Here is a 20702-nt window from a genome sequence, read left to right on the forward strand (position 1 = left end):
ATGATTCAGCCTAACGAGTTTAGCCAAGAACAAGCAACAGCTCTCCCTACACCCAATGACATGATTTTAAAATGGGCAGAAGAACGCCCAAACGAAGTCTATTTGAAACAGATTATTAACCGCCAATTTGTCGAATTTACTTATAAAGAAGTAGCCGACAAAGCACTGAAACTGGCGTCAGCACTAGAAGGGCTCGGCGCCCAACCGGGCGATCGAGTCGCTCTCGTATCGAAAAACTGTGCAGAGTGGTTCATCTGCGACCTTGCCATGATGTTAGGAGATTTTGTCAGCGTCCCAATTTTTCCAACAGCTGGTGCAGATACCATCCACTACTGTATTGAGCACAGTGAAAGTAAAATAGTGATTGCAGGTAAGCTAGATGATCCTGCTGCTACCCAAAAGGTATTGGATGACAATCCGAGCTTGATCAGCATCTCTCTACCATACGATACGGCAGCCAAATGCCAACACACATTTGAACAGCTGATCGATACGCATGAACCATCCACCAAACGTCCTCAACATCACGACGACAAGCTAATGTCATTAGTGTATACATCAGGCACCTCTGGATTACCAAAAGGGGCAATGCTTACATACGGCGCCTTTACATGGTCAGTTCAAAGACTGATCGACCATATTGGTATCCAACCCGGCGATCGCCTGTTTTCTTACCTACCACTTGCTCATATTACAGAACGCGTTTACATCTTTGGTTCTTCAGTCATGGGTGGCGTGGTCACGGCTTTCCCTGAGTCTTTAGACACGTTTATTGATGATGTGAAAATGCATCGTCCTACTCTGTTTATTTCAGTTCCTCGTTTATGGACGCTGTTCCAGCAGCGAATCCAAGACAAATTGCCGCAGAAGAAACTGAACTTCTTACTTAAGATTCCGTTTATCAACAACATCATTAAGAAGAAGCTGGCTGACGGTTTAGGATTAGATCAAGCTCGTGTTCTTGGATGTGGTTCAGCTCCGGTATCACCCGCTCTACTGGCATGGTATGAGAGTGTTGGCTTGCACATTACCGAGGCATGGGGCATGACAGAGTCTTTCGCCTATAGCACGCTCAACTATCCATTCAGAGCCGATAAAATTGGTACGGTTGGCAATGCAGGCCCAGGAATCGAACTTAAGATTGCAGAAGACGAAGAGATCTTAGTTCGAGGCAAAGGCCTATTCTCTGGTTACTACAAGAATGACATTGCAACCCAAGAGTCTTTTAACTCAGAAGGTTGGCTGCATACCGGTGATATAGGTGATATCGACAGCGAAGGCTACCTAACGATTCGCGGACGTAAAAAAGATACCTTTAAAACCGCTAAAGGTAAGTTCGTTGCTCCTGTGCCTATCGAAAATAAACTCTTTGAGTACAGCCGCGTAGAAATGATGTGTTTGATCGGTTTAGGCTTACCTGGTCCTATTTTGCTTGTCGTTCCACACGACTTCCCTAATTTTGATCGAGCCCGTTATGAGAAAACCACCAAGCGTGTTATCGAAAAAATGAACGAACAACTCGCCTCACATGAGAAGATCAAAGGTGTATTGATGATTAAGGAACCGTGGAGTATTGAGAATGGCGTGTTAACTCCTACTCTTAAGATCAAACGACATATCCTTGAGCAGAAGTACCACGAAGTCGGTCATAACTGGCCGAAAGATAAATTGGTAGTTTGGGAAGAGTAATCAAAATCGAGAGGGAGCCATTACGGCTCCTTTTTTTGGCAGCAAAGTACGCTCAACCTTAGATTAGCCAGTCCCTCCCCTAACACTCCCACTCACTCCCAAAACGATTTCTTCAGTTCCTTATCAACTTGTTCCTGTGTAATCCCGACATCTCTCAACAAATACTCTGGTAGCTCAGACAGCTGCTTTCTGGTTCTACGATTTTGAAAGTACATGCCTAATTTAGAATAGAATTTCTTAATTGATAATGATGACAAAAATGAATGGTTGGTATTTGCGGTTGCTGTGATCGTATTCATAGCCTTTCTCCTGTTGATCTTTCGCTTTGTTATGGTCAATAATCGACCAATAGAGCAACATCGACAAACGATAGATACTGGCATTCAGTTAAGGAAAACTAATGTGAGAGAGCGCACCCCACCTTTCCAAGGGATATACTATTTTTATACTGCGGCTGAAACAGGCAGTTTTAAGCTTGCAGCAGAAAAGCTATTTGTCACGGCTGCAGCAGTCAGCCAACAAATTCGCCAACTTGAAGAATGGTTAGGCGCAGACCTGTTTATTCGCCAACACAGAAAAGTAGTATTAACCCATGAAGGCGAAGTACTGTACCTGCATGCTAAGAAAGGCTTTGCTCATATTCAAGATGGTGTGAGGCGAATTAACCAAGACCCAAACCCTACTCAATTGTCGATTTCGACCGTGCCCTCTTTTGCACAACATTGGTTAGTACCTAGAATTGGCGCTTCCGCGACCGTCATCCAGATTTATCGATGTTAATAGAACCGACCAACAAGCTGGTGACGTTTGAAGATTCTAATGTCGATGTCTGCGTTCGATATGGTCATGGTAATTATCCAAACATTGAGTCACGTTGGTTAATGGACGAAGTGGTTTACCCTGTCTGTCACCCTATCTACCAAGAGAAGCATGGTATTTATGACATCGACGATCTACACAAAGCAGAGCTAATTGAAGACCGATGGCCAGATATGGATTGGAAACTCTGGTTGCAAGTAGCAGGAGTTAAAGCTGGCCGCACATCATTACAATTTGATGGCTCACATTTTGTTTTAGAAGGTGCGCTATCCGTTCAAGGTGTCGCACTCGTTAAGCACAGCTTGGTATACCGCTATCTACAAGAAAAGAAATTGGTGCGAATCGGAAACATAGCGTTAAAGCCTAGGTACAATTACTTTTTATGCGCACCTGCTGGTTATTTTCGTCGCGATAAGATAAAACGTTTTGAAGCATGGATGCAAAGTCAGGTTCGGCTGTTTGGGAGTAGAGGGCGGGAAGAACTTTCTATTATCGATACTGACTACAAGCTGAAATGGTCTGATAATTCATAAAGCGAAACTGGTATACTTAGCTCAAATAAATGGCGAGAACATCCTCATGACACAAGAAAACAACCCACTTCATGGTATCACTCTACAGAAGCTACTGACTGAATTGGTTGAACATTACGGCTGGGAAGAGTTGAGTTACATGGTGAACATCAACTGCTTTAAAAAAGACCCGAGCATTAAATCGAGCTTAAAATTTTTGCGTAAAACAGATTGGGCTCGTACCAAGGTAGAGCAGATTTACATCGACTTAAAGCGTTAGTCTCTCTGCTTCATCAGTCCCGTGTTGATTAAATACGGGACAACCCCTGTGTCTACTTTTTAGGGGCCACATCAATCTCCTATTTCTCGCATCTCGCATCTCGCATCTCGCATCTCGCATCTCGCATCTCGCATCTCGCATCTCGCAGTATATTACAAGCAATAAAAAGCCCCGCAAGCTTTCACTTGCGGGGCTTTTTTAGCTAATTGAGAAAAAGGCTAATTACTTACCAGCTTCTTTTTCTGCTTTAACTTTTGCAATCACTTCGTCAGCAACGTTAGTTGGACATGGTGCGTATTGTGCGAATTCCATAGAGAATTGGCCACGACCAGAAGTGATAGTACGTAGGTGACCGATGTAGCCGAACATCTCAGAAAGAGGTACGTCAGCTTTAATACGAACACCAGTAACGCCAGCTTGTTGATCTTTGATCATGCCACGACGACGGTTAAGGTCACCGATAACATCACCAACGTGATCGTCTGGAGTGAACACGTCAACGTTCATGATAGGCTCAAGAAGTTGCGCGCCAGCTTTAGGCATAGATTGACGGAATGCACCTTTCGCTGCGATTTCAAATGCGATAGCAGATGAATCGACTGCGTGGAAGCCACCATCGAACAGTTCAACTTCAACGTCTAGAGTTGGGAAGCCAGCTAGTACGCCGTTTTCCATCATAGATGCGAAGCCTTTCTCAACTGCAGGCCAGAATTCTTTAGGAACGTTACCGCCCACAACTACAGAGTTGAACTTGAAGCCAGAACCTGCTTCGCCTGGTTTGATACGGTAATCGATCTTACCGAATTGACCAGAACCACCAGATTGCTTCTTGTGTGTGTAGCTATCTTCAATTGCTTGAGTGATAGTTTCACGGTAAGCAACTTGAGGAGCACCTACAGTTAGGTCAACGCCGTATGTACGCTTAAGGATATCTACCTTGATGTCTAGGTGAAGCTCACCCATACCTTTCAGGATAGTTTCGCCAGTCTCTTCGTCAGTCTCAACTTGGAAAGATGGATCTTCTGCAACCATTTTACCGATCGCGATACCCATTTTCTCAGAACCGCCTTTATCTTTTGGAGATACAGCGATTGAGATTACTGGAGTTGGGAATACCATTGGCTCAAGCGTTACTTGGTGCTTAGGATCACATAGAGTGTGACCAGTTTGCACGTTCTTCATACCAACGATCGCAATGATGTCACCAGCTTGTGCGCTAGTTAGTTCGTTACGGTCATCAGCTTGCATCTCAACCATACGGCCAACACGTTCTGTCTTGCCAGTGAATGAGTTAAGAATCGTGTCACCTTTGTTCAGTTTACCAGAGTAAATACGAACGAAAGTTAGAGCACCGAAGCGGTCATCCATGATTTTGAATGCAAGCGCTTTGAAAGTTTCATCTGTAGAAACGATAGCGTGTTCGCCAGTTTCTTCGCCGTTCTCATCCATTAGAGGTTGAGGATCAACTTCAGTTGGTGCTGGTAGGTAATCTACTACAGCATCAAGGATAAGTTGCATACCTTTGTTCTTGAACGCAGAACCACAGAACGTAGGGAAGAATGCGATATCACGAGTACCTTTACGGATACAACGCTTGATGTCTTCGATAGAAGGCTCTTCACCTTCCATGTAAGCTTCCATTAGGTCATCGTCTTGCTCTACAGCAGTTTCGATTAGCTCTTCACGGTATTGCTCAACGTCATCAACCATGTCCGCAGGAACATCTGTGATTTCGTAGTTTTCAGGAAGACCAGTGTCATCCCAAACGTATGCTTTACGGCTTAGTAGGTCTACAACACCAACGAATTCGTCTTCACGACCAATTGGTAGAACCATAACTAGAGGAGTAGCACCTAGAACGTTTTTAACTTGGTCAACAACGTTGTAGAAATCTGCACCCATACGGTCTAGTTTGTTAACGAAGATCAGACGAGATACTTCTGATTCGTTAGCGTAGCGCCAGTTGGTTTCTGATTGAGGTTCAACACCACCAGAACCACAGAATACACCGATACCGCCATCAAGAACTTTAAGAGAACGGTATACTTCAACTGTGAAGTCAACGTGTCCAGGAGTATCGATAACGTTTAGACGGTGATCGTTCCAAAAACAGCTTACAGCTGCTGATTGGATAGTAATACCGCGCTCAGCTTCCTGTTCCATGAAGTCAGTCGTTGATTCGCCATCATGTACTTCACCAGTCTTGTGGATTTGACCAGTTAGCTTAAGGATACGCTCAGTGGTAGTTGTTTTACCCGCATCAACGTGCGCGAAAATACCAATGTTTCTGTATTTCGATAAATCTGCCATTGTCTTACTCTGTTAATAGGATATAAAATGCGCGCAGAGTATATCACAATCTGTGAAGACTGATAGCTTTGCATGCATTTGGGACTAAAAAACTTTGCCTTTTTCTAACATATAGAAAAAGGCACTCAGTAGTAACAATCTAAATGATTGTTAATTATAGTGCTAACCCAAAGCCTAATCGGCGTTAAGGTTAGGCTGAATTGCTGCTGTATAGAGTAGCTGAAGTGAGTTCAATTACAACTCATCAAAAGCATTAATTGCTTCCGATAATTTTTTTACACCGTGGAGCTGCATTCCAGGAATGCCACCTTTAGGCATGTTTGCTGCCGGTACGATCGCTTTCTTAAAGCCGTGTTTAAATGCTTCATTTAAACGCTCTTGTCCGCTCGGTACAGGTCGAATCTCACCCGCTAGGCCTACTTCTCCAAACACCACCACATCTTTTGGCAATGCGCGGTCTCTGAAACTAGAAAGTAGAGCCATCACCAACGCAAGATCAGCACTGGTTTCGGTTACTTTAACACCACCGACGACATTCACAAACACATCTTGGTCAGCCATTTGTAAGCCGCCGTGTTTATGCAGCACCGCTAATAACAGTGAAAGCCTGTTTTGCTCTAGGCCGACAGCGACACGACGCGGATTTGCCAGCTGTGAATAATCCACCAGCGCTTGGATTTCGACAAGAAGTGGACGCGTACCTTCCCACACCACCATGACAGAACTGCCAGACGTTTCCTCTTCACCACGAGACAAGAAGATAGCAGATGGGTTGCTGACTTCTTTTAGCCCTTGTCCTGTCATCGCAAACACACCCAGTTCATTAACTGCACCAAAACGGTTTTTATGGCTGCGCAGCGTTCTAAAACGGCTATCGGTTCCGCCATCTAATAGAACGGAACAGTCAATAATGTGCTCAAGTACTTTTGGCCCCGCTAAGGTACCGTCTTTAGTTACGTGTCCAACTAAGAACACAGCAACGTTATTCTGTTTTGCGTAGCGCGTTAATGCGGTTGCCGATTCACGAACCTGTGCAACACTGCCTGGAGAAGATTGAACATCCGCAACGTGCATAACTTGGATCGAGTCGATAACCATGATCTTAGGTTGTTCTTTTTCGGCAACCTGACAGATCTTATCCACGTTCGTTTCTGAGAGCATCTTTAGGTGCTCTTTTGGCAATCCAAGTCGAGACGCACGCATAGCGACCTGCTGTAGGGACTCTTCCCCTGTGACATAGAGAGTCGGTAATTGAGAAGAAAGCTGACACATGGTCTGTAATAACAGCGTTGATTTACCTGCACCCGGGTTACCACCAATCAGGATCGCAGCGCCCGGTACGACACCACCACCGAGTACTCGGTCGAGCTCTTTAAAACCACTGCTAAAACGTGGCACTTCTTGCAGATCAATTTCTGACAGCGTTTGAACTGAAGATTCAGTTGCACCACCCGCATAACCACTCAATCGTTCATTACGTGCGACCTGAGGTGAAGCAGCTAATCTAACTTCTGTAATCGTGTTCCAAGCACCACATGCATTGCACTGTCCTTGCCAACGTGGAAAGTCAGCACCACAGTCATTACACACATAAGCTCGTTTTGCCTTAGCCATAAAACCTCAATAATTTACTCAGTTACACAATGATGTTGTCAATTTGTGACTTATTTGACCGTACGGGTGAAAATAAACGTTGCAGTCATACCACTTATACTTAAAGATCGATTTAAACTAGTCGATAACATAAATGCACCGTCCATTCTAACAAGAAAAGTATGCAGCAATCTGAAATTCTATCTGTAGCAGAACGTCTTATCCCGGCCTACCACGCCGAAGATTTCGAATTCCTTCTTTCTCAAATGACAGAAGGCGAATCTCCGTCTCTAAAACTGCTGGTTAAAATGGAACTGAATCGTATCATGGCTCCGTGTACAAAGAGCATTGATTTACGTGGGCGCATTGATAATGAATGTCGTCAGTTCACGTTAGACGGCCGTAAACACTGGCTCGATGACATCGCTTTAAACGCGTATCAACGTGGCACTAAAAAGTTTAAAGGTTACACAGAAGGCGCATGGGAGTTAGTAATGACTCCGCGAACTCAACCAATGAGCGTTGTTAAAACATCTTCTCAAGGTAACCACGACATTACTAGCGCCAATAGCCCGTACGAAGCTGAAGCGATTAATCTGGGTTACGACTTAAAGCGTCAAGAGAACAGACTCAAGATTAGCTCACAGGTTGAGATCACCACATCGAAAGGGCAAAGCCTACATGGTGTAACGGTTGATATTTCTCCGTCGGGCGCAAAGTTCAAGGTGCCAAGCGCCTTTCGATACAACCTCGGTGAGATCATCAGCGTTAAATTCTCAGAGCTTATCGAAAAGTCCCAAGAAAACGATGTTAACCAAGCGGTTGAATTTCGTGTTTTGGGTATCGACGAGTCTTATGAGAACAACGCGGTCAAATTTCTAAGAACCATCAAGGTAAGCGACAACAATGTTGTGGCTCGCTTACTCGATGAGTCTTTAAATAGCATCAGTAAGAAAACCAGCCATGAGAACCAAGATAGGATCATTCGAACTCGTACGCGAGGAATCGAACACACCTATCTAAAGCATACTTGTAACCTTCCGCTGTTCTTCAGCGGCAGTGAACTAAAGCTTGCCCTACTGACGGATAACAACCATCCGTTGTGGCAATACTGGCACGACGAGCGAAATCAACAAGCGCTGGGCACCCTGTTCAACGAGCAACGTATGAACCTGCTGGCGAAACCAGGAGTGAAGGGAACCAGTAACGTTATCTACTCTTTTACCCATGAACACCAAAACAAGACCTTGTTCTATTCAATGATGCTACCTGAAGCCTCTCGCGAACAAAGACAACTGTTTTGGCACATTGGCGGTAAACGTAAAAGTTGGAAGGCGTTCAAGTTCTCAGTTTTCGAACTTTCAGACACCGAGCAACAAGCGTTAGCCAAACACTCGGATACTCTGGCTCAAAGCTCAGCGCAACTGACGCATTGCGGTATCTTGCAAGAAATTGGCGATCACGAAAGTGCGGCTGATTATCTGTTAAGTGAAAAGCCACGTATTCCAAGCAGTGAACTGAACCGCTTTCGTCACCCACGCACTGTGGTTGGGAATATTCAAAGTATCTACTTTGATTCTCAGACTCGCCGTAAAGAACCGAGATACCAATTTAAATCACCGTTACAACTTACGTCACAAGATGGCGCTGCGGCAAGCGGACACACTTTAGATATCTCGAAGCGTGGACTGAGCATTAACCTTGAACACCCAATGGTCCTCAAGATTAATGATCCGGTATTGGTGAACTTCAATGAACTGCAGCTCTATGACAAGAACCTGCCGTTGAGCACCGTGCCTTACCATGTGATCCGAGTGAGCCCGAATGGCCGCAACGTGCAGCTGGTTATTGCCGAGAACGCGAAGACGATGCGTACTATCGCTTTCCTAAATGGGCTTATCGATCAGAACCAAAGCAAGCTGATTAAAAAGAAAGAGATACTGCCAACCAATTCGTTGCTCGAATCGTTACACAATATATTGCTTAGCAAGATGGTCAGTAACCCTATCTTCATTGATAAGCCAAGCTCAACATTGCGCTGTAAGATCATAGGCGTGAACTTCCCATTGAATAAGCACCTAACGTTGCTAGCTAAACTTGGACACAACCAAAAGTTCTCTCTAGAGCCGATCTTTAAAGGCCACACGAGCTCGCTACTGGCTGAGCCACTCAAAAGAATCGAAGGCGCAGAGCCTAAACACCATGACGTGTATATTGCTGCAGTAAAGTTTGGTGACAAGATCCAATCGGTGCATACCAAGTTGGTGAAAGATTTCACCTCAGCAAAAGAGCGCATCTTATTCATCAAGAAGGCGCAGCACTTGGGTGATGTGTATGTATTGCGAGTCACCACGGCACCTATCTTTAATCCGCTAACAAGTTTATTCCAATCGGATTTAGAAGAGCTTTCACGCATCAGCATGCATCAAGCTAAGAAACTAGAGAACGAGATCACCGCTTTTATCGGCTATGGTGAGATTGAAGACATCACAGATGAAGTGTTGATTCGATTAGAGCTTACTCGTTAGGTTAGTCTCCATTTACTGGATTGGAAAATAGAAAAAGCAGGCTCATCGCCTGCTTTTTTTGTATCTGATCTCGACTATAACTTCCGGCAAATACAACTTCCAAATCAAGCCTTAAGGTTTTGCCTGCCAGCTGATTTTTTGCTGCTTAGCTAACACACCCGACAAGATACAAAGCACACCGCCTAAACCTGCGTAACGAACAGCGGTTTGAGCTTGCTGCTCTACTTTTGGTTTCGCGTGGTAGGCAATGCCTAAACCTGCAGAGCCCATCATCACCAAGTCATTGGCACCATCGCCCACAGCTACGGTATTGTGCAGTTCCAATTCGTACTCTTCAGCCAACTCTACCAAGATATCGGCTTTGGTTTGCGCCGAAACCACGTCACCCAACACTTCCCCCGTCAATTTACCCTTAACGATTTCTAGAGTATTCGACTGAGCATGGTCTAGATCCAAGGTATCTTTCAGGTAGTCAGAGAAGTAAGTAAAACCGCCTGATGCAATCGCTGTTTTCCAGCCAAGCTTATTCAGAGTATTCACCAGCCCGACCAGATCTGGCATGAATGGCAATGACTGACGCACTTGCTCTAATATCGACTCATCCGCACCTTTCAGTGCTCCTACTCTTTGGCGTAAGCTCTGTTCAAAGTCGAGCTCACCTTGCATTGCTCGTTCGGTGATTTCAGAGACTAACTCTCCCACTCCAGCCAATTTGGCAATCTCATCGATACATTCAATTTGAATCGCTGTGGAATCCATATCCATCACGATCAAACCTGGCTTAGATAAGTCTGGGACCTCGCTAAGGCAAGCATAATCAAACTTTAGCGCTTGGAGGATTTCTTCATGTGCTGGTGTTAGGTTGCCTGACATCAAAGCCACTTCATAATGCCCAACTTTCCACGTATCGAGGATGGTGTTGTAAGTGCCAGTGAAAAAGTCGATGTCATCGAAAGATTGTGGAGATAGGTACTCACCAAACACAATCCAATTAGCTTTGGATTTAGCGAGTTGAGAAGCGAAACGAGTCTCGGGGAGTCGAGTTAATAATGTCGTATGCCTTTTTATCGGCAGATATTTCTGAGCGTCCATGTGTATGATTCCTAATTAACTATGCTAAACGTTAACCTATTGCAATTTGAAAACGCAAGTCTCAATATGTCTTAATCATAACATTTGTTTATTTCAGGCTTCGTGAAACATGAATGAATCATTGTTCTCAATACGTAACGCTTTACGAATGCTAGCCCTTATTTTGTTGGCTACCATGTTCGTTGTAACGATTAAAAATACGGTCGTGATCAGTAAAGGTAACGAGAAGATCCAAGCGAAACAGTTGGAAACCCTTACCAAGCTGCTTATCTCTCAGGCATCACTTTCGGCCAGCAAGATGATCACGCAACAAGACCAAGAGCGATTACTTGATCTTACTAATCAGCTGTCTCAAGACCGACTGGTGTTCGATACCACCATCTATGATGCAGAGGGTATCCGACTGGCTTCGAGTGAAAAAGCGCTCTCGGTTCGCGAGGTTCTTGGCTTAGATACGCCACTTTCAACAGCAAGTATCGGCAGACAACAATTAGTTGAACCTATTTATTCACCGGAGAAAACGATCATCGGCTTTATTCGAGTGACTTTTGAAACAGGTAAGATGACGGCAATTTCTGATCACCATTATCGAAAAAGTGATCGCTACATGATCGGTATGGTGTTGATGGGGTTTGTGAGTGGCGTGTTGTTCATTATGCTGATTCGCAGAAGGCCAACCAAGTCTGGTGAGAACTTATTGTTGAAGAATGTAAGCTCATAAACATCGCGTTTAACTTATCCAATAAAAAGCCCCGACGCTCAGGCAGCAACGGGGCTTTTTGTTATCTGTTCACTTATCAAGCTAAGACAAATCAAGATTATTCTTGGTCACCAAGCAACACAGAGTCTAGTGCGATAACCATCATGTCGTTGAAAGTCGTTTGACGTTCATCTGATGTAGTTTGCTCACCAGTCTTGATGTGGTCAGAAACAGTACAAATCGTTAGCGCTTTAGCGCCGTATTCAGCACATACACCATAGATGCCAGCAGCTTCCATCTCTACGCCAACAATGCCGTATTTGTCCATCACTTCGAACATCTCTGGATCTGGCGTGTAGAACAACTCAGCCGAGAACAGGTTGCCAACTTTTACATCAACACCACGTGCTTTGGCTGCATCTTCTGCCGCACGCACCATTTTGTAATCTGCGATAGCTGCGAAGTCGTGACCTTTAAAGCGAATACGGTTCACTTTTGAGTCAGTACATGCGCCCATGCCAATAACCACATCACGCACTTTGATATCTTCGCTCACTGCACCACAACTACCAACACGAATGATCTTTTTCACACCAAAATCTTTGATCAGCTCAGTCGCGTAAATAGAACAAGATGGAATGCCCATACCATGTCCCATTACCGAAACCTTACGACCTTTGTAAGTACCGGTGTAACCAAACATGTTGCGAACGTCGCACACTTGAACCACTTCTTCTAAGAAGGTTTCAGCGATGTATTTAGCACGTAGCGGGTCGCCTGGCATTAAAACTACGTCAGCGAAATCACCCATTTCAGCATTAATATGTGGAGTAGCCATTGAAAATATCCTTAATCTCAAAACAAAAAAAGAAGAGAGAGGTTTCCCTCTCTCTTCGTTAACTATTATAGAAAGCTTGTACCGTGTCCCATTGGCGATGTACCAAAGTAAGACGCTAAGCTTTGACCGATATCAGCGAACGTATCGCGACGGCCTAAAGAACCGGCTGGAACCTTCTGACCGTAAACAATCACAGGGATGTGTTCACGAGTATGGTCAGTACCTGGCCATGTCGGATCACAACCGTGATCTGCCGTTAGGATAAGTACATCGTCTTCTTTCATCATATCGATGATTTCATTGATGCGACCATCGAAGTACTCAAGTGCCGCTGCATAACCAGCAACATCACGGCGGTGGCCGTAAGCTGAGTCGAAATCAACGAAGTTAGTGAACACGATAGTGTTGTCGCCTGCTTCATTGATCGCTTCTTTGGTTGCTTCAAATAGCGCAGGGATACCTGTTGCTTTGGTTTTCTGAGTGATGCCACAACCCGCGTAGATATCAGAGATCTTACCGATTGAGTGAATGTTACCGCCCTTCTCATCAGCAAGTTTCTGCAGGATAGTTGCTGCAGGAGGCTCAACAGAAAGGTCACGACGGTTACCAGTACGTTCGAATTGACCTTTACCTGGGCCAATGAACGGACGAGCAATAACACGACCAATGTTGTAGTCTTCTAGCTCTTCACGAGCAATCTGACAAAGGTCTAATAGGTTTTGTAGGCCGAATGTCTCTTCGTGACAAGCGATCTGGAAAACAGAGTCCGCAGAAGTGTAGAAGATTGGCAGGCCAGTCTTCATGTGTTCTTCACCTAAGTTATCTAGGATTTCAGTGCCTGATGAGTGGCAGTTACCCAAGAAACCAGACAAACCTGCACGCTCAAGGATGCGGTCAGTCAGCTCTTTTGGAAAGCTGTTCTCTTTGTCGGTGAAATAGCCCCAGTCAAACAATACTGGTACACCAGCGATTTCCCAGTGACCTGATGGCGTATCTTTACCAGAAGACAGTTCAGCAGCGTGACCGTAAGCGCCGATGATTTCAGCGTCTGCATCCATACCAGGAGCAAAACGACCTGTAGACTCTTTATGAGCCATTGCTAAGCCTAGCTTAGACAGGTTTGGTAGCGTCAGAGGACCTTTACGATCTGCATTGTCGGCAAGACCTTGGTCACAATGATCTGCGATGTGACCCATAGTGTCAGAACCTACATCACCGAATTTATCTGCATCCGCTGTTTCACCGATACCGAATGAATCTAAAACTAAAATAAATGCTCTTTTCATTTTCTTCACCAACTTATTGCTCTTTGCACCAGAACTCTGTTTATCGGCATACACGAGGTATGCCGATACCTGTTATTTACACGTCTTCAGAACGAATCTGACGGTAAACGTCTGGCGTTGCTGTATATTCTCCGCCCACAGTGATTGCATTTTGTAATGCTGTTGCAGCTTCTTGCCACTGTTGTTCGTTGCGAGCATGAATCATTGCTAATGGTTTATCTTCACTTGCTACTTCACCAAGACGAATGAAGTGATCAAAACCGACTGCGTAATCAATGCTGTCAGTTGCTACGCGACGACCGCCGCCCATACCAACCACAGCCATACCAATTGCACGAGTATCCATTGCTGATACCACACCGCTTTCTAGCGCGTACACTGGTTTAATAATTTCTGCTTTTTCTAGGTAGTTATCGTAGTTCGTTACGAAATCAGCTGGACCGCCAAGGCCCGCTACCATCTTACCGAAGCACTCTGCTGCTTTACCGTTATCCAGTACTGTCATCAGTTTTTCGCGCGCTTCGTCTGAATCTTTTGCAAGGTTACCCAACACCAGCATTTCAGCACACGATGCCATCGTAATTTCTAGCAAACGTGGGTTACGGTATTCACCCGTTAAGAATTGAACCGCTTCACGAACCTCTACTGCGTTACCCGCTGAAGAAGCTAGAACTTGGTTCATGTCCGTTAGGATTGCTGTTGTTTTAGTACCTGCACCATTTGCTACTGCAACGATAGATTTCGCTAGCTCTTCTGACGCTTCGTAAGTCGGCATGAATGCGCCTGAACCTACTTTTACATCCATCACTAGAGAATCAAGGCCAGCAGCCAGTTTCTTAGATAGGATTGAAGCCGTAATTAGCGAGATGTTATCTACGGTTGCTGTGATATCACGAGTCGCGTAAACACGCTTGTCAGCAGGCGCTAGATCGCCTGTTTGACCGATGATAGCCACACCAGCATCTTTCGTTACTTCACCGAACACTTCGTTGGTTGGTGTAATGTTGTAACCCGGGATAGATTCTAGCTTGTCTAGCGTACCGCCAGTGTGGCCTAAACCACGACCAGAGATCATTGGAACGAAACCACCACATGCTGCCACCATAGGGCCAAGCATCAGAGAAGTTACGTCACCAACACCACCAGTAGAGTGTTTATCAACGATTGGGCCATCAAAGTTCATGTGGCTCCAGTCAATCACCATACCTGAATCACGCATTGCACAAGTTAGTGCGATACGTTCTGGCATTGTCATTTCATTAAAAAAGATAGCCATTGCAAATGCTGCAATTTGGCCTTCAGAAACCGTGTTCTTAGCTACGCCTTGAATGAAGAAGTTAATTTCTTCTGTGGTCAGTACTTCGTTATCACGTTTTCTGCGAATAATTTCTTGAGGTAGATACATTAGTGCCTCCCAAACTCTAGTGAGTATGGTTTGTAGGGAAAGAGGTAATATGGAGTGACTTAACGTCACTCCATCAAACAGACTTAATTTTTTATACCCGAATGGGTAAATTAGTATGCTGCTGGATCAGCAGTTTGGTCTGTTACTTCTAATGTATTAAGAAGGTTAGTTAGTAGGCTTGAAGCACCAAAACGGTAGTGCATGTTGTCTGCCCACTCAGCGCCTAGAAGCTCATCAGCCATTGCTAGGTATAGTGCTGCATCTTCAGCAGTACGTACGCCACCAGCAGGTTTGAAACCAACTGTTTTAGCAACGCCCATGTCACGGATAACTTCAAGCATCATGCGCGCGTATTCTGGAGTCGCGTTTACTGGCACTTTACCTGTTGAAGTTTTGATGAAGTCTGCACCTGCTTCGATACAGATTTGAGAAGCTTTCTTGATCAGAGCTTCTTCTTTCAGTTCACCTGTTTCGATGATCACTTTAAGCGTGATGTCACCACAAGCTGCTTTACACTGTTTAACTAGCTCAAAGCCAACTTCTTCGTTGCCAGCAATAAGAGCACGGTATGGGAATACTACGTCAACTTCGTCTGCGCCGTACGCTACCGCTGCTTTTGTTTCTGCAACAGCAATTTCGATGTCGTCATTACCATGAGGGAAGTTAGTTACAGTCGCAATGCGTACTTCTGGAGTACCTTGCTCACGCAACGCTTTCTTAGCTGCTGGGATAAAGCGAGGGTAAATACAGATTGCAGCTGTGTTGCCTACTGCAGTCTTCGCGTCATGACAAAGCGCCACTACTTTCTCAGTAGTGTCGTCATCATTTAGCGTAGTTAGGTCCATAAGTTTAAGTGCACGTAGAGCTGCTGCTTTTAAATCGCTCATTTCTATCTCCGATCAATATATTCAAATAGTTAACTACTTCGCCATCCATCCAGTATAGATGGATATTTTAGTAATGCTCAGTAGTCACAAATGAACGGACTTGGTTCCTTGAAGACTTGATAACTTTCGCTACCAATTGCAATCCTTGTCACCGCACAGTACCAGTTTGGTCTATGGCACAACAAATCAGTCATGTTGTGTCTAACATCTATAGCGTATCGCTAAGTTTGGCTTAATCCCAGAAGAATAACCTTTGGATGAATCCAAGCGGTCACTTTCTTGCCAAAAGAGACATCCTATCCCTTAAGCTTATACATTATAGGTATCCATCAATAAATTGTAGTGCTCCTTAGAACGCAAACGGTTTGTATCTCAAAAAAACATTCTAGACCCATTATTGAATCCCAGCATCGCTCGTGCTCATACTAAAAATCACTAGGCCTAAAAACAAAAAAGCCCCGCAGCAATTTCTTGCTACGGGGCGATATTATTATGGCGTCTATATATCTAAATCTACTTTATTAGAAAGATAGGAAGAAGCCAGCAATTGTTGCTGCCATCAGGTTAGATAGAGTACCAGCAATAACCGCTTTAACACCCATACGAGCGATGTCGTGACGACGAGCTGGTGCAATACCACCTAGACCACCAAGAAGAATCGCAATTGAAGAAAGGTTTGCGAAACCACATAGTGCAAATGCGATGATAGCTTGAGTCTTCTCAGACATCACTTGACCAGTTGCTGCAACAACTTGAGCATTTTCACCTACGTATGGTACGAAGTTTAGGTATGCAACAAATTCGTTAACAACTGTCTTCTGACCAATGAAAGAACCAGCGATAGTTGCTTCTTCCCATGGAACACCAATGATGAATGCTAGCGGTGCGAAGATCCAACCTAGAAGAAGTTCTAGAGTTAGGTTTTCCATACCAAACCAACCACCGATGCCACCTAGGATACCGTTGATTAGAGCAATTAGGCCGATGAATGCTAGTAGCATTGCACCAACGTTAAGTGCTAGTTGTAGACCAACTGATGCGCCACCTGCTGCTGCGTCGATAACGTTTGCAGGCTTGTCGTCGCCGCCGTCGATATCAGAACCTAGGTTCTCATCAACTTCATCAGTTTCAGGCTTGATGATTTTAGCGAATAGTAGACCACCCGGTGCTGCCATGAATGACGCTGCAACTAGGTACTCAAGAGGTACACCCATAGATGCGTAACCTGCTAGTACACCACCAGCTACAGAAGCCAAACCACCACACATTACTGCGAATAGTTCAGAGTTAGTCATTTTAGGAACAAAAGGACGAACAACTAGAGGTGCTTCTGTTTGACCAACGAAAATGTTTGCTGCTGCAGACATAGACTCGGCGCGAGAAGTACCTAGAGCTTTCTGAAGACCACCACCAAGAACTTTGATTACAATTTGCATTACACCAATGTAGTAAAGTACAGAGATAAGTGCAGAGAAGAAAATCAGAGTTGGTAGTACTTGGAAAGCAAAGATGAAACCGATACCGTCAACTGAGAAGTTAACTAGGCTGCCGAATAGGAAACCAGTACCGTCTTTACCGTAGTCGATCACGTTTGCTACACCAGCAGAGAAACCTGCAAGTAGATCACGACCCCAAGGGATGTAAAGTACGAATGCACCAAGTGCGAATTGGATAGCGAAAGCGCCACCCACTGTTCTTAGATTAATAGCTTTGCGGTTGTCAGATAGTAGTACTGCGATTGCGATCAGTGCAACCATTCCGACTAGGCTCATAAACAGGCTCATAGTTTATGACTTCCTTATTAGTTATTTATTGGCGTGTTACAAAATGGGGCTATAAAGCGGAGGCAATTATACTCATGCGACCACTAATAAAGTAATGCCGTCCTCACACTTTCGTACAAGATTCATGTACCATTCACACGCAAATGTGAGCCAAATCACAAGCCCAGTGCAATTTACGCAAACGATAAACAAAAACCTTCGATTTTATTCACATATACCGAATGCGCGATGGCTATTTTGCCAAACTTGCGTTGCAATCGATTGCTTTGGCTCTTTTCTAAGCAAAAAAAGTTCATTTAAGATCGTAACTAAATATTTGGAATGATTAACATTTCCTTGATTTCCAGACATGGGCATGTCCGGAGCATCCGTTTCCAATACCAAGCATTCAAGGGGCAATTTTGCGATAGTTGTGCGTGTTTTTTGCGCTCTTGGGTAAGTTATCGTTCCACCGACGCCAATATAGAAACCGAGCTTGATCCACGCTAAAGCTTGCTGTTCACTCCCTGAAAAACCGTGAATCACCCCACCAAAAGTAAAATTATGCTGCTTTATTAACTCGATCAGTCGGTTGTAAGACTTCCGTTCATGGATGATTAAAGGCAACTCAAAGGTCTTAGCTAGCTCCATTTGCTGGACAAAAAAACGCTCTTGTTTTTCCCTTTCGACGCCCACAAAGAAGTCGAGTCCGCACTCACCTATCGCGACACATTGGCTGTTTTTTGAAGAGAGTAATTGGCGAAGTTCTTCAAATTGCACCTCACCCGCTTGCTCTAAAAAGTAAGGATGGAAGCCTAGCGCGTAATAAACATTCGGGTAGGATTGCGCAATTTTTTCAAGCTTACGCCAGTTATTTTGGCCTATAGAAGGGATGAGTATTTTCTCAACTTGGGCTTGTTTCGCTTCTTCAAGGTAGCGATCAATACTTTGATCAAGTGTAGCTCCCTGATCAATTACAATATGTTGCTCAAACGCCTCAAAATCCGCATGGCAATGAGTATCAAACAGCGGAAAGTCACTTATTTGCTGTGTCATATTTTCCATTCTCTGCTTTCTGGCCTTGAGGTCAGGACGATAAGGTACACAGCTACGCTTATTTTCAGGCGTTAAGCCAAGCTCTTCACACCACTTATCGTATTTCTTAATCCAAGTTTTTATCCAACCCAACATACTTGCCTTTAACCTCAGCTTTTGAACCTTAAATAAAACGCATTAAAAAACGCCTATTGCAGAACAATAGACGTTTTTGTTTAACTCGAATAGAGCGCGGAGTAATTAGTGCTCGCGCGTAGCTCGGAATTGAACTTCAGGGAAACGTTCAGAAGCTAGATTCAAGTTCACCATAGTTGGTGCGATGTAAGACAGGTTGTCACCGCCATCTAGCGCAAGGTTAGATTGGTTCTTACGTTTGAATTCTTCTAGTTTCTTAGCGTCATCACATTCAACCCAACGAGCTGTTGCAACGTTAACACCTTCGTAGATAGCTTCTACGTTGTATTCCGCTTTCAAGCGCGCTACAACCACGTCGAACTGAAGTACACCAACTGCACCAACGATCAGGTCGTTGTTCTGCATAGGACGGAATACTTGTACTGCGCCCTCTTCTGAAAGCTGAACTAAGCCTTTTAGAAGCTGCTTCTGCTTCAGTGGATCACGTAGGCGAATACGACGGAATAGCTCAGGCGCGAAGTTAGGAATACCAGCGAACTTAAGGCTCTCACCTTGAGTGAAGGTATCACCAATCTGGATTGTGCCGTGGTTATGCAGACCGATAATATCGCCCGCGTATGCTTTTTCAGCACGTGCACGGTCACCCGCCATGAAGGTTACCGCATCAGAGATACTTACGTTCTTGCCAGTACGAACATGGTTCATCTTCATACCTTGGTTGTAAGTACCTGATACGATACGCATGAATGCGATACGGTCGCGGTGTTTAGGGTCCATGTTTGCTTGGATCTTAAAGACGAAACCAGAGAACTTCTCTTCTGTCGCTTCAACATCACGCTCGTTCGCTTGACGCGTTTGAGGAGCAGGTGCCCATTTCGTTAGACCATCAAGCATGTGGTCAACACCGAAGTTACCTAATGCGGTACCGAAGTAAACCGGCGTTAGTTCACCAGCAAGGAACAGTTCGTGGTCAAACTCAGGGCAAGCACCGATAACAAGCTCTAGCTCTTCACGTACGCTTTCCGCAAGATCAGAGCCTACCGCTTCATCTAGCTCTGGGTTATCTAGACCTTTGATGATGCGAACTTCTTGGATCTCATGGCCATGGCCTGATTCATACAAGATCGTTTCATCACGGTGAATGTGGTAAACACCTTTAAACTCTTTACCACAACCAATTGGCCATGAGATAGGAGCACAAGCCATACCTAGCTCGCTCTCAACTTCATCAAGCACTTCCATTGGATCACGAACGTCACGGTCAAGTTTGTTCATAAACGTTACGATTGGCGTATCACGTAGACGTGTTACTTCCATTAGTTTACGAGTACGATCCTCGACACCTTTCGCAGCATCGATAACCATCAAACAAGAGTCAACCGCTGTTAGCGTACGGTACGTATCTTCCGAGAAATCTTCGTGTCCTGGAGTATCTAGTAGGTTTACTAGGCAATCATTGTATGGGAATTGCATTACCGACGTAGTTACCGAGATACCACGTTCTTTTTCCATCTCCATCCAGTCAGATTTAGCGTGCTGGTTAGAGCCACGGCCTTTTACGGTACCCGCTTTTTGAATCGCGTTTCCGAATAAAAGAACTTTTTCAGTAATCGTGGTTTTACCCGCATCCGGGTGAGAGATAATCGCAAACGTTCTACGTTTGCTCACTTCTTGTTGGAAAGACATAGTCGCCCTTTGCTGATCTAAAGCGTAAAAAGGGCAAGTAGATAATACTTGCCCTTGAATTCTGTGTGCGGATTATACAGAAAGCGTGTCACTTTCTAAAGGGTCAGTTTACACCCTATTTTG

General features: G+C 44.6%; 15 protein-coding genes and 1 pseudogene. 5 read left to right on the top strand and 11 right to left on the bottom strand.

Features of this window, described 5'->3' with window-relative positions:
* Positions 1–1689 (top strand): AMP-binding protein, encoded by a 1689-nt coding sequence (locus tag OC193_RS12505; protein WP_048664537.1) that lies wholly within the window; start codon positions 1–3, stop codon positions 1687–1689.
* Positions 1690–1781: 92 nt separating this feature from the next.
* On the opposite strand, the gene OC193_RS12510 is transcribed toward OC193_RS12505, so the two are convergent.
* The gene (locus OC193_RS12510; protein WP_048658140.1) at positions 1782–1988 is read right to left on the bottom strand and encodes a DUF1127 domain-containing protein; all 207 of its coding nucleotides are present in this window, start codon (positions 1986–1988) and stop codon (positions 1782–1784) included.
* A 103-nt stretch (positions 1989–2091) separates the two neighbouring features.
* On the opposite strand from OC193_RS12510, the pseudogene OC193_RS12515 reads away from it, so the two are divergent.
* Together OC193_RS12515 and OC193_RS12520 are read left to right on the top strand one after the other, a co-directional pair.
* Positions 2092–3041: pseudogene (locus OC193_RS12515) on the top strand (LysR substrate-binding domain-containing protein).
* 46 nt (positions 3042–3087) lie between these two features.
* Positions 3088–3300 carry a VF530 family protein gene (locus OC193_RS12520; RefSeq protein ID WP_017106559.1) on the top strand — a complete coding sequence of 71 codons (213 nt, stop codon included), beginning with the start codon at positions 3088–3090 and terminating at the stop codon, positions 3298–3300.
* A 222-nt stretch (positions 3301–3522) separates the two neighbouring features.
* Here the strand turns inward: OC193_RS12520 and fusA are convergent, their stop codons facing one another.
* Both fusA and radA read right to left on the bottom strand, forming a co-directional pair.
* Positions 3523–5610, bottom strand: coding sequence for an elongation factor G (gene fusA, locus OC193_RS12525; protein WP_019819832.1), 2088 nt, complete (start codon positions 5608–5610; stop codon positions 3523–3525).
* 234 nt (positions 5611–5844) lie between these two features.
* Positions 5845–7224: a DNA repair protein RadA gene (gene radA, locus OC193_RS12530; protein ID WP_048664536.1), complete on the bottom strand. Its 1380-nt coding sequence runs from the start codon at positions 7222–7224 to the stop codon at positions 5845–5847.
* A 161-nt stretch (positions 7225–7385) separates the two neighbouring features.
* Between radA and OC193_RS12535 the strand changes: the two genes are divergently transcribed.
* Entirely contained in the window at positions 7386–9731 is a 2346-nt protein-coding gene (locus tag OC193_RS12535; RefSeq protein ID WP_048658142.1) for a PilZ domain-containing protein, read from the top strand.
* Positions 9732–9842: 111 nt separating this feature from the next.
* On the opposite strand, the gene serB is transcribed toward OC193_RS12535, so the two are convergent.
* Positions 9843–10823: a phosphoserine phosphatase gene (gene serB, locus OC193_RS12540; protein ID WP_048658143.1), complete on the bottom strand. Its 981-nt coding sequence runs from the start codon at positions 10821–10823 to the stop codon at positions 9843–9845.
* 109 nt (positions 10824–10932) lie between these two features.
* Between serB and OC193_RS12545 the strand changes: the two genes are divergently transcribed.
* Complete coding sequence (locus OC193_RS12545) at positions 10933–11544, top strand: YtjB family periplasmic protein (protein ID WP_076655999.1); 612 nt, start codon at positions 10933–10935, stop codon at positions 11542–11544.
* Positions 11545–11641: 97 nt separating this feature from the next.
* Here the strand turns inward: OC193_RS12545 and deoD are convergent, their stop codons facing one another.
* From deoD to prfC, 7 genes are all read right to left on the bottom strand, one after another.
* Positions 11642–12361, bottom strand: coding sequence for a purine-nucleoside phosphorylase (gene deoD / locus OC193_RS12550; protein ID WP_004734474.1), 720 nt, complete (start codon positions 12359–12361; stop codon positions 11642–11644).
* 65 nt (positions 12362–12426) lie between these two features.
* Complete coding sequence (locus OC193_RS12555; RefSeq protein ID WP_048664535.1) at positions 12427–13647, bottom strand: phosphopentomutase; 1221 nt, start codon at positions 13645–13647, stop codon at positions 12427–12429.
* Positions 13648–13723: 76 nt separating this feature from the next.
* Entirely contained in the window at positions 13724–15052 is a 1329-nt protein-coding gene (deoA, locus tag OC193_RS12560; protein WP_048658146.1) for a thymidine phosphorylase, read from the bottom strand.
* 110 nt (positions 15053–15162) lie between these two features.
* Positions 15163–15939, bottom strand: coding sequence for a deoxyribose-phosphate aldolase (gene deoC, locus OC193_RS12565; protein WP_010436196.1), 777 nt, complete (start codon positions 15937–15939; stop codon positions 15163–15165).
* Between the two features lie 521 nt (positions 15940–16460).
* Positions 16461–17723: a NupC/NupG family nucleoside CNT transporter gene (locus OC193_RS12570; RefSeq protein ID WP_048658147.1), complete on the bottom strand. Its 1263-nt coding sequence runs from the start codon at positions 17721–17723 to the stop codon at positions 16461–16463.
* 204 nt (positions 17724–17927) lie between these two features.
* Positions 17928–18758 (bottom strand): TatD family hydrolase, encoded by an 831-nt coding sequence (locus OC193_RS12575; RefSeq protein ID WP_048658148.1) that lies wholly within the window; start codon positions 18756–18758, stop codon positions 17928–17930.
* Positions 18759–18998: 240 nt separating this feature from the next.
* Entirely contained in the window at positions 18999–20579 is a 1581-nt protein-coding gene (prfC, locus tag OC193_RS12580; protein ID WP_048658149.1) for a peptide chain release factor 3, read from the bottom strand.
* Between the last annotated feature and the right edge of the window lie 123 nt (positions 20580–20702).

The organism is Vibrio crassostreae, from assembly GCF_024347415.1.
Classification (GTDB): domain Bacteria; phylum Pseudomonadota; class Gammaproteobacteria; order Enterobacterales; family Vibrionaceae; genus Vibrio; species Vibrio crassostreae.